At 71.4% G+C, this 21,444-nt stretch carries 18 protein-coding genes; 3 read left to right on the top strand and 15 right to left on the bottom strand.

Translation table 11 applies throughout. From position 1 onward, the window contains the following. Positions 1 to 118 precede the first annotated feature (118 nt). Positions 119 to 2,992 (bottom strand): putative bifunctional diguanylate cyclase/phosphodiesterase, encoded by a 2,874-nt coding sequence (locus ACIP8W_RS01035; RefSeq protein ID WP_401953945.1) that lies wholly within the window; start codon positions 2,990 to 2,992, stop codon positions 119 to 121. Positions 2,993 to 3,327: 335 nt separating this feature from the next. Then, positions 3,328 to 4,269 carry a 2-hydroxyacid dehydrogenase gene (locus tag ACIP8W_RS01030; RefSeq protein WP_402153190.1) on the bottom strand — a complete coding sequence of 314 codons (942 nt, stop codon included), beginning with the start codon at positions 4,267 to 4,269 and terminating at the stop codon, positions 3,328 to 3,330. Positions 4,270 to 4,341: 72 nt separating this feature from the next. Here ACIP8W_RS01030 and ACIP8W_RS01025 point away from each other — a divergent pair, with 72 nt between their 5' ends. The 3 genes from ACIP8W_RS01025 (at position 4,342) to ACIP8W_RS01015 (ending at position 6,878) form a co-directional block, all read left to right on the top strand. Continuing rightward, positions 4,342 to 5,337 carry an aldo/keto reductase gene (locus ACIP8W_RS01025; protein ID WP_401953950.1) on the top strand — a complete coding sequence of 332 codons (996 nt, stop codon included), beginning with the start codon at positions 4,342 to 4,344 and terminating at the stop codon, positions 5,335 to 5,337. 137 nt (positions 5,338 to 5,474) lie between these two features. Further along, the gene (locus ACIP8W_RS01020) at positions 5,475 to 6,623 is read left to right on the top strand and encodes a PQQ-dependent sugar dehydrogenase (protein ID WP_401953953.1); all 1,149 of its coding nucleotides are present in this window, start codon (positions 5,475 to 5,477) and stop codon (positions 6,621 to 6,623) included. Between the two features lie 66 nt (positions 6,624 to 6,689). Next, positions 6,690 to 6,878 carry a DUF6191 domain-containing protein gene (locus ACIP8W_RS01015; protein ID WP_401953955.1) on the top strand — a complete coding sequence of 63 codons (189 nt, stop codon included), beginning with the start codon at positions 6,690 to 6,692 and terminating at the stop codon, positions 6,876 to 6,878. Positions 6,879 to 7,015: 137 nt separating this feature from the next. On the opposite strand, the gene ACIP8W_RS01010 is transcribed toward ACIP8W_RS01015, so the two are convergent. The 13 genes from ACIP8W_RS01010 to ligA all read right to left on the bottom strand — a co-directional run bounded on the left by ACIP8W_RS01010 (position 7,016) and on the right by ligA (position 21,429). Continuing rightward, the gene (locus ACIP8W_RS01010; protein WP_402153192.1) at positions 7,016 to 7,429 is read right to left on the bottom strand and encodes a hypothetical protein; all 414 of its coding nucleotides are present in this window, start codon (positions 7,427 to 7,429) and stop codon (positions 7,016 to 7,018) included. A gap of 163 nt (positions 7,430 to 7,592) precedes the next feature. Beyond that, the gene (locus tag ACIP8W_RS01005; RefSeq protein WP_402201535.1) at positions 7,593 to 8,309 is read right to left on the bottom strand and encodes a hypothetical protein; all 717 of its coding nucleotides are present in this window, start codon (positions 8,307 to 8,309) and stop codon (positions 7,593 to 7,595) included. A 69-nt stretch (positions 8,310 to 8,378) separates the two neighbouring features. Next, the gene (locus tag ACIP8W_RS01000; RefSeq protein ID WP_401953962.1) at positions 8,379 to 8,936 is read right to left on the bottom strand and encodes a GNAT family N-acetyltransferase; all 558 of its coding nucleotides are present in this window, start codon (positions 8,934 to 8,936) and stop codon (positions 8,379 to 8,381) included. Between the two features lie 133 nt (positions 8,937 to 9,069). After that, positions 9,070 to 9,531, bottom strand: a complete 462-nt coding sequence (locus tag ACIP8W_RS00995) for a universal stress protein (RefSeq protein ID WP_401953964.1) — start codon at positions 9,529 to 9,531, stop codon at positions 9,070 to 9,072. A gap of 5 nt (positions 9,532 to 9,536) precedes the next feature. Continuing rightward, on the bottom strand, positions 9,537 to 10,793 hold the full coding sequence (locus ACIP8W_RS00990) for an SLC13 family permease (protein ID WP_402201533.1): 1,257 nt from the start codon (positions 10,791 to 10,793) through the stop codon (positions 9,537 to 9,539). A gap of 187 nt (positions 10,794 to 10,980) precedes the next feature. Further along, a complete protein-coding gene (gene gatB, locus ACIP8W_RS00985) occupies positions 10,981 to 12,492 on the bottom strand; it encodes an Asp-tRNA(Asn)/Glu-tRNA(Gln) amidotransferase subunit GatB (protein ID WP_401953968.1) in 1,512 nt (503 codons plus the stop codon). Continuing rightward, entirely contained in the window at positions 12,489 to 13,082 is a 594-nt protein-coding gene (locus ACIP8W_RS00980; RefSeq protein WP_402201531.1) for a hypothetical protein, read from the bottom strand. Before ACIP8W_RS00980 ends, gatB begins: the two co-directional genes overlap by 4 nt. Then, positions 13,079 to 14,296 (bottom strand): AAA family ATPase, encoded by a 1,218-nt coding sequence (locus ACIP8W_RS00975; RefSeq protein WP_401953973.1) that lies wholly within the window; start codon positions 14,294 to 14,296, stop codon positions 13,079 to 13,081. Before ACIP8W_RS00975 ends, ACIP8W_RS00980 begins: the two co-directional genes overlap by 4 nt. Positions 14,297 to 14,406: 110 nt before the next feature. Then, positions 14,407 to 14,649 (bottom strand): hypothetical protein, encoded by a 243-nt coding sequence (locus ACIP8W_RS00970; protein WP_401953975.1) that lies wholly within the window; start codon positions 14,647 to 14,649, stop codon positions 14,407 to 14,409. Then, on the bottom strand, positions 14,646 to 16,154 hold the full coding sequence (gene gatA, locus ACIP8W_RS00965) for an Asp-tRNA(Asn)/Glu-tRNA(Gln) amidotransferase subunit GatA (protein ID WP_401953977.1): 1,509 nt from the start codon (positions 16,152 to 16,154) through the stop codon (positions 14,646 to 14,648). Before gatA ends, ACIP8W_RS00970 begins: the two co-directional genes overlap by 4 nt. A 6-nt stretch (positions 16,155 to 16,160) precedes the next feature. Further along, positions 16,161 to 16,457 (bottom strand): Asp-tRNA(Asn)/Glu-tRNA(Gln) amidotransferase subunit GatC, encoded by a 297-nt coding sequence (gatC, locus tag ACIP8W_RS00960; RefSeq protein WP_401953980.1) that lies wholly within the window; start codon positions 16,455 to 16,457, stop codon positions 16,161 to 16,163. A gap of 263 nt (positions 16,458 to 16,720) precedes the next feature. Further along, the gene (locus ACIP8W_RS00955; RefSeq protein WP_402152982.1) at positions 16,721 to 18,895 is read right to left on the bottom strand and encodes a putative bifunctional diguanylate cyclase/phosphodiesterase; all 2,175 of its coding nucleotides are present in this window, start codon (positions 18,893 to 18,895) and stop codon (positions 16,721 to 16,723) included. A 263-nt stretch (positions 18,896 to 19,158) separates the two neighbouring features. After that, the gene (gene ligA, locus ACIP8W_RS00950) at positions 19,159 to 21,429 is read right to left on the bottom strand and encodes an NAD-dependent DNA ligase LigA (RefSeq protein ID WP_401953985.1); all 2,271 of its coding nucleotides are present in this window, start codon (positions 21,427 to 21,429) and stop codon (positions 19,159 to 19,161) included. Positions 21,430 to 21,444: the final 15 nt, after the last annotated feature.

The following is a 21,444-nucleotide window of genomic DNA, read 5'->3' as shown; positions in this document are numbered from 1 at the left end:
AGCGCGTCGGTGTGGTCCACAGAGCGTGATGAGGAGCTCTGCTTCAGCCGACGCGCTTTCCAAGTACGAGAATTCGGGTGCGCATGGCATTGACCCTCCCTCCGCCGCGCCATGACTGTCAAGTGGGTGGGACGGGCGTCTCATTATTTGAGCGGATCGCCGGACGCGGGATCCGGTCGGAGACCGGCTGCCGGGGCCGCCGGGCGGGCAGCAGACCCCCGCTGAGGACGGGCAGGGCGGTGGAGCCGCCGGGCATCGGGTACGAGCCCGCCACCAGGGCGCGCTGGAGCCGGTACTCGTCGAGCGGCCCGGAGAAGGCCATGCCCTGGCCATGGGTGCACCCCATGGCGCGCAGGGCGATCACCTGCTCGGGGAGGTCCACCCCGTCGGCGACGGACTGCATGCCCAGATCGCAGGCGATCCTGAGCAACCCGGCGGTGATCTTGTAGAGCCGGGCTGACTCCACGACCCCCTCCACCAGCCCCCGGTCCAGTTTCAGTACGTCGACGGGGAGCCTGCGCAGGGCGCTCATCGTCGCGTGACCGCCGCCGAAGCCGTCGAGCGCGATCCGTACGCCGAGCCGGCGCAGCGCGACGAGACGGCGCTCCAGCTCGTCCATGGAGGTGCGCGGGTCGCTGTCGGACAGCTCCAGCATCAGGGCCCCGGAGGGCAGCCCGTGGCGGGCGAGCAGCGCCTCGATGGAGCCCAGCGGCAGCGACTTGTCGAGCAGCCTGCGGGCCGGGAGCCGGACCACCACGGGTACGGGATGGCCGGGCCCGGACCGCTCGGCGGCCTGTTCGACGGCCTCTTCGAGGAGCCAGCGCCCCAGCTCGGCGCTGCGGTCGCTGTCCTCGGTGACGCGCAGGAACTCGGCGGGCGTGAACAGGATGCCCTGGGCCGAGCGCCAGCGGGCCCGCGCGGCGACGGCGGAGATCCGGCCGGAGGTGAGATGCACCACCGGCTGGTGGAGCAGCGCGAACTCGCCGTCGTGCAGGGCGGTGCGCAGCCGGGTGGCCAGCTCAGCCTTGCGGACCACGTCGGCCTGCATCTGGGGCGCGTACAGCTCCACGCGGTTCTTGCCGGCGGCCTTGGCGCGGTACATGGCGAGGTCGGCGTTGCGCATGATCTCGGTGGGGGTTATGCCCGACTCGGCGAAGGCGACGCCGATGGAGGCGGCGACCCGGACGTCGTTCCCGTCGATGCGGTACGGCTGGGAGAGCGTGAGGCGCAGCCGGTCGGCGATCTCCAGGACCTGGTACTCCCGGGCGGTCGGGTCGGCGCCGCCGTCGCCGAGGACGAGGGCGGCGAACTCGTCGCCGCCGAGCCTGGCGGCGGTGTCGCCGGCCCGGACGGAGTCCTGGAGCCGGTGGGCGGCCTGGATGAGCAGCTCGTCGCCGACCTGATGCCCCAGGCGGTCGTTCACGCCCTTGAAACCGTCGAGGTCGATAAAGAGCACGGCGGTGCCGGGATCGGTCGTACGGCGGCCGGAGAGGGCCTTGCGGACCCGTTCCGTGAAGAGGGCCCGGTTGGGCAGATCGGTGAGCGGGTCGTGTTCGGCGTTGTGCTGGAGCTGTGCCTGGAGGCGGACGCGTTCGGTGACGTCCCTGCTGTTGAAGATCAGCCCGCCCTGGTGACGGTTGACGGTGGACTCCACGTTGAGCCAGCCGCCGCTGCCGGACCGGAAGCGGCATTCGATCCGGGTCGTGGGCTCCTCCGAGGGAGGGGTGGCGAGGAAGCGCCGTACTTCGCGGACGACCCTGCCGAGGTCGTCCGGGTGGATGATCGAGGAGAGCTCGGAGCCGACCAGGTCCTCGGCCTCGCGGCCGTAGACGCCCGCGGCCGCGGGGCTGACGTAGCGCAGTATCCCGGAGGGCGCGGCGATCATGATGACATCGCTGGACCCCTGCACCAGGGAGCGGAAGTGGTTCTCCTTCTGGGCCAGTTCATGGGTGAGGGCGATGTTGTCGACGAGCATGATGCCCTGCCGGACGACGAGGGCGAGCACGACCGCGCAGCCGGTGAGGACGACCACCCGGTCGACCCGGCGGCCCTCGATGACGTTGTAGAGAATGCCCAGCGTGCAGACGGCAGCGGCCAGGTACGGCGTGAGCGCGGCCAGCGAGCTGGCGATCGGGGTGGCGTGGCGGCCCTGGTGGAGCGGGAGGGGGTGGTGGTGCGGGGCCGGGGCCGCCTCGGCCATCCGGCGGGCCCCCCAGGGCGCGTACGCCAGGAGCAGTGAGCCCGCGAACCAGCCGGCGTCCAGCAGCTGTCCCGAGCGGTAGGTGTCCCGCATCAGCGGGGAGGTGAACAGGGCGTCGCACAGGACCGTGAGGGCGAGCGCCGCGATGGCGGTGTTGACGGCGGAGCGGTTCCCCGTGGCCCGCCGGAAGTGCAGTGCGAGGACCATGCTGACCAGCACGATGTCGAGCAGCGGGTACGCCAGGGCCAGCGCGGCCTGGGTGACGCTCTCGTTCGGGATCGTCGCGGTGCGGGCGAGGGCGAGGCTCCAGGACAGGGTGAGCAGCGAGCCGCCGATCAGCCAGGAGTCCAGTGCGAGACAGACCCAGCCCGCCCTGCTGACCGGCCGTTTGGCGAGGACGAGCAGGCCCACGATGGCGGGCGGCGCGAAGCAGAGGAAGAAGAGATCCGCGAAGGACAGGGTGGGTACGGGCTGGTCGAGGACGACCTCGTACCACCCCCAGACCGCGTTCCCCGCGGAGGCCATGGCGGAGGAGAAGGAGAACAGCAGCCAGGCGGGCCGGAAGCGGTTGTCCTGGGTGCGCGCGTAGAGGAAGCAGGAGACGGCGGCGATCAGGGCGGCGAGACTCAGCCCGAAGTCGCCCATGAACAGGGCCAGTCCTTCCGAGCCCCAGCCCAGCGCGGCTCCTGCCGCGTACCCCCCGCAGACGAACGCGAGCAGGAGCTGCGGGATCAGTCCCGGACCGCCGCCGGAGACCGGCCGACCGCCGAGGACCCCTCCTTCGGCGCTCATCGGAGCGCCCCGGGATGTGTCGCTGTCACCGCCGACGGGACCGGTGTGCGCACCGGGGTGTCCGGAGGTCGCCGCCGGCGTCCCTGCCGCGTCGGATCGTTCGTCCATTGGCCGTGCATCGCCCGTCGCCCCCCTCGTTCCTGATCGTTCGCCGCGCCGTCCCGGGCGCGGTACAGCCCCCAGATCGGGACGATACACCAGTCTCGTCACTCAGGGACATAGTTCTTCTACTCTCCGTGACGACCTGGGGTGTTGTCGTCCGCGGGGGCCCGGCGAGGGGGTCCGGACGGGTGCGGAGCGCGGCCGGAGCACGCCCTCCGCGAGGCCGGTCCGGTTCATCCCTCCGTCGTGAGGACGGTGTTCCGCAGCTCCTCCCCGGCGGCGAACCGGGTGAGCTGCCCGGCCAGCAGGCGCCGGGCGCGCGGCAGGAAGGCGGAGGTGGGTCCGCCGACATGGGGACTGACGAGGACACCCGGAGCATGCCAGAGAGGGTGGTTCTCGGGCAGCGGTTCCGGATCGGTCACATCGAGGGCGGCCTGGATCCGGCCGTTCTCCAGCTCGACAAGAAGGGCCTTGGTGTCCACGACGGCGCCGCGCGCGACGTTCACCAGCAGCGCGCCGTCCTTCATGGCGGCCAGGAACTCGGCCCCCACCAGGCCCTTCGTCGTTTCGGTGAGCGGCGTCGAGAGGATCACCACATCGGCGTCGGGGAGCAGCACGGGGAGTTCGGAGAACGCGTGAACCCGACCATGCTCGGCGGTGCGCGCCGAGCGCGCGACGCGCACCACCCGCGCGCACTCGAAGGGCGCGAGCCGGTCCTCGATGGCGGCGCCGATCGCTCCGTACCCGACGATCAGTACGGACTTGTCGGCGAGCGCCGGGTGGAAGCCGGGCCGCCACTGCCCCCGGTCCTGGTGGCGGACGAAGCCGGGGATCCCGCGCAGGGAGGCGAGGGTCAGGGTGAGGGCGAATTCGGCGGTGCTCGCCTCGTGCACACCCTTGGCGTTGCACAGCCGCACCCCCGCGTGCACCCCGGCGAGCGCGGGGAGCAGCTGGTCGATGCCCGCGGTCAGGGCCTGCATGACACGCAGGGAGGTCATCGAGGGTATCGGCCGCGTCACGGTCGCCGGTTGCTTCATATACGGGACGGCGTAGAAGACGCAGTCGGCCGGATCGGCGGGGAAGTCCTCGGAGCCGTCCCAGAAGTGGTAGTCGAGGCCCTCGGGGAGCCCGTCGATCTCATCGGCGGGAAGGGGGAGCCACACGTCTGAAGTCATGGTCAGGAGGCTATGCGAAGCCCGGCGCGCCATGAGGTTAGGTTGAGGGCGGCACAAGGAGGGGTACGGCAGTTGGAGCGCAGGACAATCGGGGCGGCAGCGCTCGAAGTGGGTGCTATCGGACTCGGCTGTATGCCGATGCACTGGGCCTATACCGGTTCCCAGCGGCGCGGGGACCGGTCGCTCCGTACGGTGCACGCGGCGCTCGACGCCGGTACGAGCCTCCTGGACACCGCCGACATGTACGGCCCCTTCACCAATGAGCTGCTGCTCGGCCGGGTGATCGGGCAGCGCCGCCGGGATGTGTTCGTCTCGACCAAGTGCGGGCTGCTCGTCGGCGATCAGCACATCGTCGCCGACGGCCGGCCCAGCTATGTGCGGCGGGCCTGCGACGCCTCGCTGCGGCGGCTCCAGACCGATGTGATCGACCTCTATCAGCTGCACCGGGCCGACCCCGACATACCGGTCGAGGAGACCTGGGGAGCGATGGCGGAGCTCGTGGGCGCGGGCAAGGTGCGCGCCCTGGGGCTGTGCGCGGTGGGTGCGCGGGCGCATCGTCGCAGGTCGGGGGCGCATCTGCACGAGGCGACGATCCGGCAGCTGGAGCGGGTGCAGCAGGTGTTCCCGGTCAGCGCGGTGGAGGCCGAGCTGTCGGTGTGGTCGCCGGAGGCGCTGGAGCGGCTGCTGCCGTGGTGCGAGGCGCGGGGGATCGGTTTCCTGGCGGCGATGCCCCTGGGCAACGGCTTCCTGACCGGCACGCTCACCCCCGGGCAGGGCTTCGAGCCGGACGACGTACGGGCGCGGCACCCCCGGTTCACGGCGGAGATCATGGCCTCGAACCAGCCGCTGGTGGTGGGGCTGCGCCGGATAGCGCGACGGTACGGCGCGACCCCGGCGCAGGTGGCGCTGGCGTGGGTGCTCGGCCAGGGGCGCCATGTGGTGCCGCTGCCGGGGACGAAGCGCGAGGAGTGGGCGGTGGAGAACGCGCGGGCGGCGGAGCTGCGGCTGACGCCCCGGGACCTGGCCGAGATAGCGGCGCTGCCTCCCGTACGGGAGTCGTGGGACTGAGCGGGGGATGTCGTACGACCGGGCAGGGCGCCGGAAGTTGGTGCCCGGCTTCGGGAACCCCGGGCGGGGCGGCGGTGTATGAACAGAGGAAGCCCCAGCCGTCTTCGAAGGGACCCGCAACCGTGCACCGTTCAGCAGTGACGGCCCTCTGGGCCGCTGCCGCGCTTCTCGTGGCGACCGGATGCGGCTCCGGCGGCGGGTCCGCCCCCGAGACCGGCCGGAGCGCGGCGTCGTCCCCCGGCGCCGCCCCGACCGCCGGGGAGAGCGCCCCCGGCCCGTCCGCCGCGCCCGCGAAGGGCTCGGTGGAGGTGGTGTCCACCCTGACCGAGGGGCTCGCGTCGCCCTGGGGGCTGGCCGCCCTGCCCGACGGTGATCTGCTGGTCTCCTCGCGCGACGAGGGTACGGTCATCCGGGTCGACGCGGAGACCGGGAAGAAGACCACGATCGGCTCGGTGCCCGGGGTCTCCCCGGCGGGCGAGGGCGGTCTGCTGGGCCTCGCGCTCTCCCCCTCGTACGCCTCGGACCATCTCGTCTACGTCTACTTCACCACCGCGTCGGACAATCGCATCGCCCGGATGTTCTACGACGAGGGCAAGCCGGCCGGACAGCGGCTGGGAGCCCCGGACACGGTGCTGCGGGGGATTCCGAAGGGCAGCATCCACAACGGCGGGCGGATCGCCTTCGGGCCGGACAGGATGCTGTACGCGGGTACGGGAGAGACGGGTGAGACCGGGCTCGCCCAGGACCGGACCTCGCTGGCCGGCAAGATCCTGCGGATGACCCCGGACGGGGAGCCCGTGCACGGGAATCCGGAGGCGGACTCGGTGGTCTACTCCCTGGGCCACCGCAATGTGCAGGGCCTGGCCTGGGATGCCGAGAAGCGGCTCTGGGCCTCGGAGTTCGGGCAGAACACCTGGGACGAGCTGAATCTGATCGAGCCGGGCGGGAACTACGGCTGGCCGGTCGTCGAGGGCAGGGCCGGCCGGGCGGGCTATGTCGATCCGGTCGCGCAGTGGCGGACCGACCAGGCGTCGCCGAGCGGGCTCGCCTGGTCGGAGGGGTCCCTGTGGATGGCGGGCCTGCGCGGCCGGCGGCTCTGGCGGATTCCGCTGGCGGGCCGGGAATCCGCGGCCGACCCGCAGGCGTTCCTGGAGGGGAAGTACGGCCGTCTGCGGACGGTCCTCGCGACGGGCGGCGACACGGTGTGGCTGCTGACCAGCGAGACGGACGGCCGGGGCACCCCCGAGCGGGGGGACGACAGGATCCTCCGGCTGAAGGTGTCGTAGTCGTAGTCGTAGAGGTGCCGCAGGAACCGTGGAGCCGGAGGGCTCTCAGGAGGAAGGTGAGCAGTTTTGTTCAATCTGATCGAGCAGCTCTTCGCGCCCGGCCGTAAGCACACGCACGACGAGCAGAAGCGGCTGGAGCTGAGCAAGACCGACGTCAATGACAACGACCCGGGCCGGGGCCCGATAGACCTCTCCTCGGGGAAGGTCACGATACGGATCCCGGAAGAGGAGCCGCCGGTCCGCTCCGACCCGTAGCCGTCCGCGGTGATCCGCTCGAACTCGGCCCTGGCGGTGACCGGGCTCGCCCCGCGCGGCCGCGACGGACATCGCGAGCCCGGCCGGGGTCATGATGTGCTGCGGCTGGAGGTCGTGGGTGCCGAAGAACGCGCGGTTCAGCTCGATCTGGCGCTGTGCCTCGTCGAGATCGCCCCGGACCAGCGCCAGCTCCGCGCGGCGACGGCGAGCAGCCCGCGCGCCTTGTGGGACTGGGCGAGATCCTCGACGGCGGCCGGGGTCGCGTCCGCCTCGGACCACCGGCCGAGCGAGAACAGCGAATCCGCCTGATTGCTGCGGACCCATACCTCCGTGTCGGCGGGACCGCGCTGACGGCTGAAGGCGACGCCCTCCTCCGCGACGGCCACCGCCTCCTCCGAGCGGCCGCTGCTCTCCAGCGTGGACGGCAGATTGATGCTGGCCCGCCCGAGGATGCCGACCGCGCCCGGCTCGACGGCCCGTACGAGGCGCTGGTTGTCGGCCTCGCGGATCATCTCGGCCGCGTGCAGCTTGTGAAGTTCGTACTCGAACATCGGGTTCTCCCTGGCGAAGGTGGTGAGGCGTTCTCCGATGCCTCAACCTTCGACTCCCAGGGGGTACGGCCGCATGGGGAGAGTGCCGCATCTTGGCGGGCCCCGGTGCCTTGGAAAACCCGGCGCGGGCCCGTCCGGACCCGCGCAAACCCTAAGGCACCCCTCAGCTGCCGGCGGTGGGGGCGGTGGGCAGCGCCGCGAACAGGTCGAAGTACATACCGGCGGAGACCAGCAGCCCCAGGAATCCGAGGACGGCTCCGGCCAGGGCGACCGGACGCACCCAGGTGGCGCGCTCCGGCAGCGTCAGTACGATCGCCCCGACGAGCAGCGCCACCAGGGCGACGACGCCGTTGACCGTGGCGGTGAGGTGCCAGGCGTCGCCGTAGATCGCGGCGATCTGCTGCTCGGCGGTGCCGGACTGGCCGGTCTTGAGCTGGCCCACCAGGCCCTGGCGCTCGGCGAGGACGCGGCTGCTCCAGGTGCCGGTGAGGGCGACGATCCCCAGGCAGACAGCGACGATGGCCGCGGCGGCCGCGCCGAGCCCGGAGGAGGCGGCGACGGGGACATCGTCCGCGTCGAGATCCTCGTCGAGGCCGTCGTCGGAGAGACCGTCGTCGGCGAGGTCGTCCTTGGCCTGCTCGGGCTCGGCGGAGGCTTCGCCCGACGTGCCGGCCTGCTTCTCGTCCGGCTTCTCGGCCTGCTTGTCCAGTGCGACGACGGCCGGAGCGCTGTCCTCGGAGGAAGCCTCCGCCTTGCCCTCGGCCTTCAGGTCTGCGGTCTTCGAGTCCTCGGTCTCCGCGTCCTCAACCTTCGGGTCCACGCTCTTCGGTTCCTCGGCCGTCTCCGGCTCGGGGGTCTGGGTCTTGGGGGTGGGGTTCATACGGCGCACGCTAGGGGCACCGTATGAGAGCTTCCTGAGAACGTCCGGCCATCGCCCGCCACGCCCCCGTCAGCGAGCGGCGCGCCGCGCACGCCATTCGGGCGCCAGCACCGACCAGATCTCGGTGTCGTGCCGCTCGCCCCGGTACAGGTACTCCTGCCGCAGCACCCCGTCCCGGGTCATCCCGAGCCGCTGGGCGACCCTGATGCTGGGTCCGTTGGCGCTGGAGACATGCCACTCCACCCGGTGTATCCCGCGCCGCTCGACCGCCCAGTCGATCAGCACCTCCGCGGCGCGCGTGACCAGTCCGCGCCCGGTGGCTGCCGGTTCGAGCCAGCAGCCGACCTCACAGTTCCCGGCGGTCGCGTCGAAGATCCGGAAGAGGACACCGCCCACGAGCGTGGAGTCCAGCCAGATCCCGTAGAGCCGCCCGCCGTCGGCGGCCTGCTTCTGCGCGTACGAGACGAGCATCGCCAGCGCGGACGCCGGGTCGGTGACCGCTCGGGCGAACTGGATGTGCTCGTCCACCAGTTCGCGGGCGCGGTCCATGTGCGTGAGGAACTCCTCGGCCTGCCACGGCTCCAGGGGGCGCAGTTCGGCCCCGTCCCCCAGGGGTACAGCGAACATCGTGCTCCTTCGGCACGTACGCCTGCACGTACGTTCGTACGATCCTCCCGTGCGCGTTCGCACGCTCCGGGGGATCTTCGCATGCCGCCGGCCGCCCGGGACCGTACCCCCGTGCATACCCCGTACGGACCGGCTACCCGGCGTCGAGGGGGTCCGGCCAGACCAGCAGCACCGGGCACGGCGCGTGGTCGACCACGAACCGGGTCGCCCGGCCGAGGCTGTGCGGCCCCGGGTGGCCGCGTTCGCCGTCGCGCGCGCAGATCAGCAGGTCCGCGCCGGCCGCCGCCCGGACGACCTCGTGCTCCACCCGGCCGTGGTGTTCGAGCAGTTCGCAGGGTCTGCCCAGCCGGTGCGCGGCGGCCTCCAGCAGATCGGCGCCCGCCATGTCGGAGAGGGCCTCGACCCGGGCGCCGGGGTCGCGGTCCGGGCGGTGGCCCCGGCCGAGGAGCCCGGTATAGGCGCGGTGCGCGGCGACGACGACCTCGTCGTCGCCGACGTAGAGGAGCGCGGTCTCGTCGTGCGGGGCCCGGTCACGGGCCGCGTCGACACAGGCGGGCCAGGTGGACTCCGTAATCCAGACCAGAGTGGTCGTCACAACGGTCAGCCTCCGATCAGTCGCAGAGTGCCCCACAGCGCCACCGTAGACACCGCGAGCGTGGCGGGCACGGTGATCAGGCCGAGCCGTGTGAAGTGGCCGAGATCGGCCTCGGTGTCGTGCTCGCGGAGGATCCGCCGCCACAGCAGGGTGGCCAGCGAGCCGACGTACGTCAGATTCGGCCCCAGGTTGACGCCGATCAGCGCGGCGAGCACCGGTCCGGGACCGGCCGGGGCGACGACGGGCAGCAGCGCGAGAATCGCCGGAAGGTTGTTGATCAGGTTGGCGAGTACGGCGGCGATGCCCGCGATGGCCAGCAGCGAGAGCAGCGACGAGCCGTCCGGCAGCAGCCGGCCGATCCCCCGGTCCAGGCCGTTGTCCACGACCGCCTTGACGACCACGCCCAGCGCGAGGACGAACAGGCAGAAGAGCGGGGACGCCGCCCTGAACAGCCCCGTCACCGTCGTACGCCGCTGCCTCAGCGCCCGTACGGCGAGGACCGCCGCTCCGGCGACCGCCGCCCACAGCGGTTCGATCCCGGCGAACGAGGTCACCGCGAACCCGGCCAGCGTCAGCCCCAGCACCACCAGGGTGAACACCGGCACCGCAGGCCGCTCGTCCGTCTTCGGGGCGTGCGCCCCGGCGGCCAGATCGGCGGCGAAGAACCGGCGGAAGACGACGTACTCGACGACGATCGCCGCCAGCCACGGCAGCGCCATCAGGGCGGCGAACCGGGTGAAGGAGAGCCCGCTCGCGGTGAACGCCAGCAGATTGGTGAGGTTGGAGACCGGCAGCAGCAGGGACGCGGAGTTCGCCAGATGCGTACAGGCGTAGACATGCGGACGCGGCCGGGCGCCGACCCGCGCGGCGGTCGCGAAGACCACCGGGGTGAGCAGCACGACCGTGGCGTCCAGGCTGAGTACGGCGGTGATGACAGCTGCCACCGCGAACACCCCGCCGAGCAGCCGGCGCGGCCGCCCGCCGCAGACCCGCGCCACCAGATCACCGGCCGCCGCGAACAGCCCCTCCTCGTCGCAGAGCTGCGCCAGGACGAGGACCGCCGCCAGGAACACGACCACCGGCAGCAGCGTGTGCGTCTGCTCCCACGCCTCCCCGGGCGATACGGCGCCGAGCGCGATCAGCAGCAGCGCGGCGGGCACGGCGGCGACCGCCTCGGGCAGCCCGCGCGGCCGGACGACGGCGAACACCAGCACGCCGAGCAGCAGCGCGACGGAGACGATCTCGGCGGCGACGGTGTTCACGGGGAGAACCAGCCTCTGTAGGGGACGAGGACGTACGTCATGGGGCGGCGCACCGGGAAGGTGCACCGCCCCATGACGTACAAACTACGGCCCCGCCGGTACGAACCGGCCGGACGGACGGGCCGACGGACCGGCCCGGAGCAACCGTTCCGGGCCTCCGCCCCGCTCGCCCTACCCGGCCACCCGGCTACTCGCTGGGCGCGAGCTTCTCCAGGATCAGTTCGCGCACCCGGGCCGCGTCCGCCTGGCCGCGGGTGGCCTTCATGACCGCGCCGACCAGCGCGCCCGCCGCGGCGACCTTGCCCGCGCGGATCTTGTCGGCGATGGCCGCGTTGCCCGCGATGGCCTCGTCCACGGCCGTACCGAGCGCGCCCTCGTCGGAGACGACCTTGAGGCCGCGCTTCTCCACGACGGCGTCGGGGTCGCCCTCGCCCGCGAGGACGCCCTCGATGACCTGCCGGGCCAGCTTGTCGTTGAGATCGCCGGACGCGACGAGCGCGGCGACCCGGGCGACCTGCTCCGGGGTGATCGGCAGCTCGTCCAGCGCGCGGCCCGACTCGTTGGCGTTACGCGCCAGCTCGCCCATCCACCACTTGCGGGCCTGGTCGGCCGGGGCGCCCGCCTCGATCGTGGCGACGATCGACTCGATGGCGCCCGCGTTGAGGATCGACTGCATGTCGTGCTCGTTGACGCCCCACTCCTCGCGGAGCCGGTTGCGCCGTACACGCGGCAGCTCGGGCAGCGCGGCGCGCAGCTCCTCGACCCACGCCTTCGCCGGGGCGACCGGCACGAGGTCGGGCTCCGGGAAGTAACGGTAGTCCTCGGCGTTGTCCTTGATACGGCCGGAGGTGGTGGAGCCGTCCTCCTCGTGGAAGTGACGGGTCTCCTGGAGGATCGTGCCACCACCGTCGAGGACCGCCGCGTGGCGCTGGATCTCGTAGCGGGCGGCGCGCTCGACGCTGCGCAGCGAGTTGACGTTCTTCGTCTCGGAGCGCGTACCGAACTCCTCCCGGCCGTGCGGACGCAGCGACAGGTTGACGTCGCAGCGCATCTGTCCCATCTCCATCCGCGCCTCGGAGACGCCCAGCGCCTTGATCAGCTCGCGCAGTTCGGCGACGTACGCCTTGGCGACCTCGGGCGCGCGCTCACCCGCGCCCTCGATCGGCTTGGTGACGATCTCGATCAGCGGGATACCGGCGCGGTTGTAGTCGAGCAGCGAGTGGGACGCCCCGTGGATACGCCCGGTCGCGCCGCCGACGTGCAGCGACTTACCGGTGTCCTCCTCCATGTGCGCGCGCTCGATCTGTACGCGGAAGGTCTCGCCGTCCTCCAGCTGGACGTCCAGATAGCCGTTGAAGGCGATCGGCTCGTCGTACTGGGAGGTCTGGAAGTTCTTCGGCATGTCCGGATAGAAGTAGTTCTTCCGGGCGAAGCGGCACCATTCGGCGATCTCGCAGTTCAGCGCGAGGCCGATCTTGATCGCGGACTCGACGCCGATGGCGTTGACGACCGGGAGCGACCCCGGCATGCCCAGACAGGTCGGACAGGTCTGCGAGTTGGGCTCGGCACCCAGCTCGGTCGAGCAGCCGCAGAACATCTTGGTCCTGGTGCCCAGCTCGACATGGACTTCCAGGCCCATGACGGGGTCGTAGGCCGCGAGAGCCTCCGAGTAGGGCACCAGGGTGGTCGTGGCGGTCACAGAAAACGCAACTCCTTCAAGGCAGCTGTCAGTTCGGCGCACCACAGCTGGTACGCGGGAAGGGTATGGAGGCGGTCCAGGTCGATACGCTCGCCGAGGAAATCGGCCAGTTCCCGGTTGTCACCGCCCGGCAGGACACGGGAGAGCAGGGCTTTGGGGTCGGCCGTGCGCTCGATCCCCCGCCCGTCCGGGGGAATGAGTTCGGGCACCGCTCCCGGCAGTGAGGCGAGCAGCGGGCCATCGGCGAGGAGCCACGCTCCCGTCTCCCGTACGGGAACCACACCGACGATGCGGCAGTGCGGCGGAAGCGTCACGTCCTGGCGAATCTTCTCGATCTTGTTTCGCTCCCGGTGGTCATTGTGGATCAGCAACAGGTCGCAGTCACCGGCCAGGTCGGTCACTTCCGCACAGATTCGTTCATGCGGGGTGCGAGCCGTGCTGCATGTACTGCGCAGCGGGACATCGCCCACGTCGAAGGGCTCCGGATGACGGGCAGTCAGCGCCTTGAGCTGTCGCACGGCGACGATGCCCAGGAAGATCTCGTCCTCCGGACCTTCGGTGAGCAGCCCGATCGTCAGGTACCGGCTCAACGGGTGCCTGCCTGAGCGGTCTCCAGATACTGGCGCGCCTCCCGGGCGGGCACATAGGTGCCCCGCTCCCCCGATTCGGCCAAGGAGCGGATCCGGCTGTGCCGTGAGGGAGCCTCGCCACCACCGACCCGGGTGACCGTGTCCACGAACAGCACATCGCCGGGGTGGTCGGGGTAGACGGCCGCGAGCACGACCGGGGAGTGCGTGGTGACGATGATCTGCTGGAGCGCGGCGGCGCCGGTGCAGCGGCGGAGCCGCCGTACCAGTTCCTTGACCTGCCCGGGGTGCAGACCGTTGTCCACGTCCTCGATCATCAGCGTGGAGCAGTCGTTGAGGAACTTTCCGGGCCCGACGGCCGACCTTGGGCCGGTGCCGTCATGAGCCGCCGCGAGCACGGCCAGGACGTGCAGAGTCCCGTCGGAGGCCAGCCGGGCCGGGGTCGGCGCGGCGTCCCGGTAGACGAGGTCCAGCTCCCAGACCCCTCGGTCCACGTCGGGTGCCGACCGCAGATCGGTGAGTCCCGGCAGTACGGCGACGGCGTCGGCCTTCAGCAGCAGCGCGTCCCGGGTGCCGGTGCGCCCGCCGCCCACCAAGCGGCCGAGCACGGCGGAGAGATTGCGCGCGTCCCGGTCCATCGGCTGGCCGTCGTGGAGATCCGCGTCCTGCCGGGCGGCCCCGGCGTCCGGAACCAGGCGGTCCCAGTGGACCTCGCAGAGGGGCAGGGAAGCGGTTTCGAGGTGGGCGTTCCGCCGGATTTCCGCCCGCCGCTCCTCGGCCAGCTCCCAGGAATCCGGAGCGTCCGGCAGCAGCGTGACCGTCCCGTCCACGCCGGGACGCCCCGTCTCTCCCTCACGGGTGATGTCCACAGCGAGCTTCACATGGCGCATGCCACGGTCGGGATCCGAATCGAGGAAGCACACGACGATACGGATCCGGTCACTGGCCGCACCGTCACCGCGCCGGTGGAAAAGATCAACGATCCGGCCCCGCCGATCGCCGCCCGGACGCAGGTCGGCATCCCAGCGCAGCGTCTCGCCCACGGACCACCAGTCGTAGGAGGCGCTTTCGCCCACCAACTGCGCGGCAAGATCGACCGCTTCCAGCAGGTTGGTCTTGCCCGAGCCGTTCTGGCCGACGAGCACCGTGAACGGGGACAGGTCGACAGCGCAGTCGCAGAAGGATCGGAACCCCTCCAGCTCGATACGGGTGATCATTTCGTGTCACTCCCTTCACGGTGCGGTACAGGAGACAGGGATACGTATCCGGTCGTACGGGACAGGGGCCGGGGGCCGGTCGTACGAGCGGCCCCCGGTGTCCCATCGGCTCAGCCCAGCAGGACGTCGTCGTCGCCCAGGCGCTTCAGTTCGCGCAGCAGCAGCGCCACGCCCGTGAGGATCGCGACGCCCGAGACGACGGCGTCGACGAGGCGGAGCGTGTCGTGTTCGCCGCGGGCCGTTCGGGCCTGCTTGACGACGCTGATCGCGCCGAACGCGGTCGTCCCGATCGACAGGTACGTACCGGCCCTGGACTTCTTGAACCCCTTGGCCTTGGTCAATGCACTACTCATAGCGATGGTGCCTCCTCCAGCAGCGGGTGCCCCCACTTTTCCACGAAGGCCGCCTCGACGGCGGCACCGACCGTGTACAGCCGGTCGTCCTTCATGGCGGGGGCGATGATCTGCAGTCCGACCGGCAGGCCGTCCTCCGGCGCGAGGCCGCAGGGCAGCGACATGGCGGCGTTGCCCGCCAGGTTGGTCGGAATGGTGCACAGGTCGGCGAGGTACATCGCCATCGGGTCGTCGGCGCGCTCGCCGATCGGGAAGGCGGTGGTCGGGGTCGTCGGGGAGACGATCACGTCGACCTGCTCGAACGCCTTCTCGAAGTCCCGGGTGATGAGCGTACGGACCTTCTGCGCCGAGCCGTAGTACGCGTCGTAGTAGCCGGAGCTGAGCGCGTACGTACCGAGGATGATCCGGCGCTTGACCTCGTCGCCGAAGCCCGCCTCACGGGTGAGGGCGGTGACCTCCTCGGCCGACTTCGTACCGTCGTCGCCCACGCGCAGCCCGTACCGCATGGCGTCGAAGCGGGCGAGGTTGGAGGAGCACTCGGACGGGGCGATCAGGTAGTACGCGGCGAGGCCGAGGTCGAAGGACGGGCAGTCCAGCTCGACGATCTCGGCGCCGAGCTTGGTGAGCAGCTCCACCGACTCGTCGAAGCGCTGGAGCACACCGGCCTGGTACCCCTCGCCCCGGAACTGCTTGACGACGCCGACGCGCATCCCGGCGACCGAACCGTTGCGCGCGGCCTCGACGACCGGCGGGACCGGGGCGTCGATGGACGTCGAGTCGAGCGGGTCGTGGCCCGCGATCGCCTCGTGCAGCAGGGCCGCGTCCAGGACCGTACGGGCGCAGGGGCCGCCCTGGTCGAGGGAGGACGAGAAGGCGACCATGCCGTAGCGGGAGACCCCGCCGTAGGTCGGCTTGACGCCGACCGTGCCGGTGAGGGCCGCGGGCTGGCGGATGGAGCCGCCGGTGTCCGTGCCGATCGCCAGCGGCGCCTGGTACGCGGCGAGGGCCGCGGCGGAACCGCCACCGGAGCCGCCGGGCACCCGGGTCACGTCCCAGGGATTGCCGGTCGGGCCGTACGCGCTGTTCTCGGTGGAGGACCCCATGGCGAACTCGTCCATGTTGGTCTTGCCGAGGATGACGACGTCGGCGGCCCTGAGCTTCTTGGTGAGGGTCGCGTCGTAGGGCGGGATCCAGCCTTCGAGGATCTTGGAACCGACCGTGGTCGGCATCCCCTCGGTGGTGAAGATGTCCTTGAGCGCGAGCGGCACACCCGCCAGCGGGCCGAGCTTCTCGCCCGCCGCGCGCTTGGCGTCCACGGCACGGGCCTGGGCCAGCGCGCCTTCGCGGTCGACGTGCAGGAAGGCGTTGACCTTCTCGTCGACGGCCTCGATACGGGCGAGATGGGCCTCGGTGACCTCGACCGCGGTGAGTTCGCCGGAGGCGATCCTCTCCGCGAGGGCGGCGGCGGTGAGCCTGATGATGTCTGTCTTGACGGTGTCCGTCATGGCTGTTTAGTCCTCCCCCAGGATCTGCGGCACCTTGAAACGCTGCTGTTCCTGGGCCGGGGCGCCGGAAAGCGCCTGCTCGGGGGTGAGCGACGGGCGGACCTCGTCCGCGCGCATGACATTGGTCAGCGGCAGCGGGTGGGAGGTCGGCGGTACGTCTTGGTCGGCTACCTCGGATACGCGGGCGACCGCGCCGATGATGTCGTCGAGCTGTCCGGCGAAGTGGTCGAGTTCTTCGGCCTTGAGCTCCAGACGCGCCAGCCGAGCGAGGTGGGAGACCTCCTCGCGCGTGATGCCAGGCATGCGGCGATCCTCAGGGGTGAGTGCGATGGATTGTGGCCCAATCCTATGGGGCGGGGTGCCTTCCCCACGAAACGGATGACCACCGCACCGGCCGGAGGCCCGTACAGACATTCCGGCGGGCGCCCCGGCGGGCGCCCCGGCAGGTACGGGCACCCCGGCGGCGGGCCGCTCGCACGGCCGTACCCCGTCGCCCCCGCCGTCCTCTCCCCCGTCACCCGCCGAGCCGCGCCCGCCCCCTCTTCCGCGCTCGCCCCTGCCTCCACTCACTGCACGACATGGCCGGACTGCTGGACCACCTGCGCCGCCGACTGCTCGCGGGCCCGTGCCTCGCGGGCGCGCGCCGCCTCCAGCTCCGCCGGGCGCTGCCAGCCGCGCTCGCCCCTGGCCAGCAGCCAGGCCGTCGCCTCGTGGGGCGGCATCGCGGCGGCGACCAGCCAGCCCTGGACCGCGTCGCAGCCCAGGTCGCGCAGCCGCTCCCAGGTCTCGTCGTCCTCGACGCCCTCCGCGACGACCAGCAGCCCGAGCGAGTGCGCCAGGTCGACCGTGCAGCGGACGATCTCCGCGTCCTCGTTGTCGACGGCGAGCCGGGCCACGAACGACCGGTCGATCTTCAGCTCGCTCACCGGCAGCCGGCGCAGATGCACCAGCGAGGAGTAGCCGGTGCCGAAGTCGTCCAGGGACATCTTCACACCGTGCCCGGTCAGCCCCGCGAGGGTGTCGGCGGCCCGCTGGGGATCCTCCAGCAGGACGTGCTCCGTTATCTCCAGCTGGAGGGAGCCCGCCGGAACGCCGTGCCGGGCCAGCCGCGCGGCCACCGCGCCCGCGAAGCCGGGGGTGTGGACATCGCGCGGGGAGACATTGACGGCGACCGGGACCATCAGCCCCTGGGATCGCCAGCGGGCGACCTGAGCAAGAGCCTTCTCCAATACGTACTCAGTGAGGTGAGGCATCAGACCGGAGGACTCCGCGATGGCGATGAAATCGTCAGGAGGGACTCTGCCGCGCTCGGGATGCACCCAGCGCACCAGCGCCTCGAGACCGGCGACCTGACCGTCGAAGCGGACCTTGGGCTGGTAGTGCAGCTCCACCTCGCCGGCGTCCAGCGCGCGCCGCAGATCGCCCAGCAGACCGAGCCGGTCGGGGGTGTTGGAGTCCCGCTTGGACTCGTACACCTCCACGCCCGTACGGTCCCGCTTGGCCTGGTACATCGCGACATCGGCGCGGCGCAGCAGGCCCTCCGCGTCCACCGCGTGCTCGGGGTAGACCGCGACCCCGGCGCTGGCCTCCAGGACGAGCGTGAGGCCGTCCAGGTCCAGCGGCGAGGACAGCTCCGCCACCAGATGCCGGGCGACCCGCTGGGCGCTGGTGGTGGAGTCGCACGTCGGAAGCAGTACGGCGAACTCGTCGCCGCCCAGTCGCGCGGCCTCCGCGCCACGCGGCAGGGCCAGCTTCAGCCGGTCGGCTATCTGCAGCAGCAGCCGGTCACCCGCGAGATGACCGAGTGTGTCGTTGACGGAACGGAACCGGTCGAGGTCGATCAGGACCAGAGCCGATCTGGCCCCCAGGCCCTCCGCCTCCTCCAGCGCCGACCAGGTGCGCTCCAGCAGCCACTGCCGGTTGGGCAGCTTGGTCAGCGGGTCGCGGAGCTGCTCCTCGGCCCGCGCCCTGGCGATCCAGAGCGTGGAGTCCAGGGCGATCAGCGGAACGGCGAAGAGCGGCAGGAGCACCGGCAGGGACATCGCCACCACGCAGATCAGCGGGGCGATCCCGAGCAGCGCGACCGCGACCAGCGCCTGCCGGTAGAGCGCGGTGCGGGCGCCGGCCGGCTCCCCGGCATGGGGCGGGGTCAGTGCGTACCACAGCAACACCCGGGTGACCACGAGGTGCGCGGCGGCGGCGAGCACGATCTCCGGGACGGCGGCGACGGTCCAGTCGAGCGGCCGCCAGGGGCGCTCGACCGTGGGGACCGTGCCGAACAGCGCGAGGACGAGCGCGGCGGCGCCGATGCCCAGCATGTCCGCCGCGCCGTGCAGGACGCCCTGGCGCCAGCGGTGTCTGCGGGCCACCCCGACCAGCACCACCACGGCCAGGCTGACCAGCCCGGCGGGCACCCAGCCGTACAGCAGCAGGACGGCCAGGGTGAGGGCCGCGCCGGAGCCCGTACCACCCCACCAGCGGTCGCGCCCGAGCGCGACCAGATGGCCGACGATGATGCCGGTGAGCACGGCCAGCGCCCAGCCGGCCGTGGAGCCGGGGAAGAGCGAGTGCCCGTCCCGCAGCGTGAGGGTGATCCCGGTCGTCAGGACGGCCACGGCGACCCCCACCACCAGGGCGGGGGTCCTGGCCGCCATCACAGCGGGCGTCCTGGCCGCAATGCCCGCAAATCCCGCGAATCCGCGCGGGGGCGAGACCGGGGCGGCGCTCTCGGTCGGTTTCATTCCCGTCCCTCTCACAGCCGGCGGAGCCGATGCCTCGCGATGGCACGTTGTCATGCCAACACGGCTGGAATCGCACTCCTCAGCCGTGCGTGACAGGCGCACATCCCAACAGTAGGCCGCCGAAGGCCCCAACGGGCAGCGCTCTACAGCTGTTGCCCGAATGCCACCTGCCCATCCGCATCCGTCTGGTATGCGCCGAACGGGTGAGCTTGACGGCCCGAAATCGACGGTGTGGACGCCGATCTTCAGGGAGTTGACCCTCGTTAGCCCTCCGGGGTGATTTCGCTCTCCTTTGCCGGCGCGGCGGCTTCCTCGGGCGCTGCAGGGGCCTCTGCCGGGGCTTCAGGGGCTTCCTCGGGCACCACGGCGGCTTCCCTCGCCGCCCCAGGTCCCTGTTCGAGCAGGATCGTGAAGCCCTGTTCGTCGAGGACGGGGACCTTCAGCTGCACCGCCTTGTCATGCTTGGAACCGGGGTTCTCACCGACCACCACGAAGGCGGTCTTCTTCGAAACCGACCCGGTCACCTTCGCTCCACGCGTTTGAAGCGCCTCTTTCGCGCCATCCCTGGTGTACTGCTCCAGCGTGCCCGTGACGACGACGGTCAGCCCCTCCAGCGGACGCGGGCCCTCGTCCTCCCCGGAGCCCTCCTCCTCCGTCCGCACCCCGGCCGCCCGCCACTTGCGCAGGATCTCCCGGTGCCAGTCGACCGCGAACCACTCCTTGAGCGAGGCCGCGATGATCGTTCCCACGCCCTCGACGGCCGCCAGCTCCAGCTCGGTGGCCTCGTCGATCCGGTCGATCGAACGGAACTCCCTGGCCAGCGCCTCGGACGCGACCGGCCCCACATGACGGATCGACAGCCCGGCGATGATCCGGGCAAGCGGGCGCTCCTTGGCCGCCGCGATGTGCTCCAGCATCGCCAGCGCGTTCTTCCTCGGCTCGCCGTCCTGGTTGGCGAAGACCAGGGCGATCTTCTCCTCGCCGGTCTTCGGGTCCCGCTTGGGCAGCCCGCTGTCGGCGTCGAGGACGTACGCCCTGATGGGCAGCAGCTGCTCGATCGTCAGGTCGAAGAGGTCGCCCTCGTCGACCAGTGGCGCGGTCTCGGGCTCCAGCGGCTTGGTGAGCGCGGCGGCGGCCACCTCGCCGAAGTTCTCGATGTCCAGGCACTTGCGGCCCGCGAGATAGGACAGCCGCTCGCGCAACTGGGCGGGGCACGTCCGGGCGTTGGGGCAGCGGAGGTCGATGTCGCCCTCCTTCATGGCCCGCAGCGGCGTACCGCACTCGGGGCACTCGGCCGGCATCACGAACTCGTACGCGTCCTCGGGGCGCAGGTCGATGACCGGGCCGAGGATCTCCGGGATGACGTCCCCGGCCTTGCGCAGCACGACCGTGTCGCCGATCCACACGCCCTTGGCCTTCACCACGTCCTGGTTGTGCAGCGTGGCGAACTCGACCTCGGACCCGGCGACGGTGACCGGCTCGACCTGCGCGTACGGTGTGACGCGCCCGGTGCGGCCGACGCCCACCCGGATGTTCACCAGCTTCGTGTTGACCTCCTCCGGCGCGTACTTCCAGGCGATGGCCCAGCGCGGCGCGCGCGAGGTGGAGCCCAGCCTGCCCTGGAGCGGGATCTCGTCCAGCTTGACGACCACGCCGTCGATCTCGTGCTCGACCGAGTGGCGGTCCTCCCCGAAACGGGTGATGAACGCGCGGACGTCCGCGAGCGATCCGACCACCTTGTTGTGCCGGGCGGTGGGCAGGCCCCAGCCGCGCAGCAGGTCGTAGGCGTGCGAGAGGCAGTCGATGGCGAAGCCCTCGCGCGCGCCGATGCCGTGCACCACCATGTGCAGCGGGCGGGTCGCGGTGATCTTGGGGTCCTTCTGGCGGAGTGAACCCGCCGCCGCGTTGCGCGGGTTGGCGAACGGCTTGTCACCGGCCTCCACCAGACGGGCGTTCAGCTCCTGGAAGGCGTCCATCGGGAAGTAGACCTCGCCGCGGATCTCGACCAGATCCGGCACGTTCTCGCCGGTCAGCCGGTGCGGGATCTCCGCGATCGTACGGACGTTGGGGGTGATGTCCTCGCCCGTGCGGCCGTCGCCGCGGGTGGCGGCGCGGGTGAGCCTGCCGTGCTCGTAGGTGAGGTTGACGGCGAGTCCGTCGACCTTCAGCTCGCACAGGAAGTGGTAGTCGGAGGTGCCCACGTCCTTGGCGACGCGCTCCGCCCAGGCCGCCAGCTCCTCGGCGTCGAACGCGTTGTCCAGCGAGAGCATCCGCTCGCGGTGCTCGACCGCGGTGAACTCCGTCTCGTACGCCCCCGCGACCTTCTGGGTCGGCGAGTCGGGCGTCCGCAGCTCCGGGTGCGTCTCCTCCAGCGCCGCCAGCTCCCGCAGCAGCCGGTCGAACTCGCCGTCGCTGACGACCGGCTGGTCGTTCACGTAGTACCGGAAGCGGTGCTCCTCGATCCCCTCCGCGAGCAGGGCGTGCCGCTCGCGCGCCTCCTTGGGCACGCCGGGCATCACCGCCCCCGCGGACATCCCGGCCACCTCAGC

Origin of the sequence: Streptomyces sp. NPDC088554, assembly GCF_044752945.1 — a bacterium.
In the GTDB taxonomy this organism is placed as follows: Bacteria; Actinomycetota; Actinomycetes; order Streptomycetales; family Streptomycetaceae; genus Streptomyces.
The sequence above is the reverse complement of the archived record's forward strand: the minus strand, read 5'-3'. Positions and strand labels throughout refer to the sequence as shown.

Coding starts and splice junctions, on each gene's coding strand:
- ACIP8W_RS00975 (WP_401953973.1), bottom strand. CDS start 14,296: ATGATCACCCGTATCGAGCTGGAGGGGTTCCGATCCTTCTGCGACTGC.
- gatA (WP_401953977.1), bottom strand. CDS start 16,154: ATGACGGACACCGTCAAGACAGACATCATCAGGCTCACCGCCGCCGCC.
- ACIP8W_RS00955 (WP_402152982.1), bottom strand. CDS start 18,895: ATGAAACCGACCGAGAGCGCCGCCCCGGTCTCGCCCCCGCGCGGATTC.
- ACIP8W_RS00970 (WP_401953975.1), bottom strand. CDS start 14,649: ATGAGTAGTGCATTGACCAAGGCCAAGGGGTTCAAGAAGTCCAGGGCC.
- ACIP8W_RS01000 (WP_401953962.1), bottom strand. CDS start 8,936: ATGTTCGCTGTACCCCTGGGGGACGGGGCCGAACTGCGCCCCCTGGAG.
- ligA (WP_401953985.1), bottom strand. CDS start 21,429: ATGTCCGCGGGGGCGGTGATGCCCGGCGTGCCCAAGGAGGCGCGCGAG.
- ACIP8W_RS01030 (WP_402153190.1), bottom strand. CDS start 4,269: ATGACTTCAGACGTGTGGCTCCCCCTTCCCGCCGATGAGATCGACGGG.
- ACIP8W_RS01035 (WP_401953945.1), bottom strand. CDS start 2,992: ATGAGCGCCGAAGGAGGGGTCCTCGGCGGTCGGCCGGTCTCCGGCGGC.
- ACIP8W_RS01010 (WP_402153192.1), bottom strand. CDS start 7,429: ATGTTCGAGTACGAACTTCACAAGCTGCACGCGGCCGAGATGATCCGC.
- ACIP8W_RS01005 (WP_402201535.1), bottom strand. CDS start 8,309: ATGAACCCCACCCCCAAGACCCAGACCCCCGAGCCGGAGACGGCCGAG.
- gatC (WP_401953980.1), bottom strand. CDS start 16,457: ATGCCTGGCATCACGCGCGAGGAGGTCTCCCACCTCGCTCGGCTGGCG.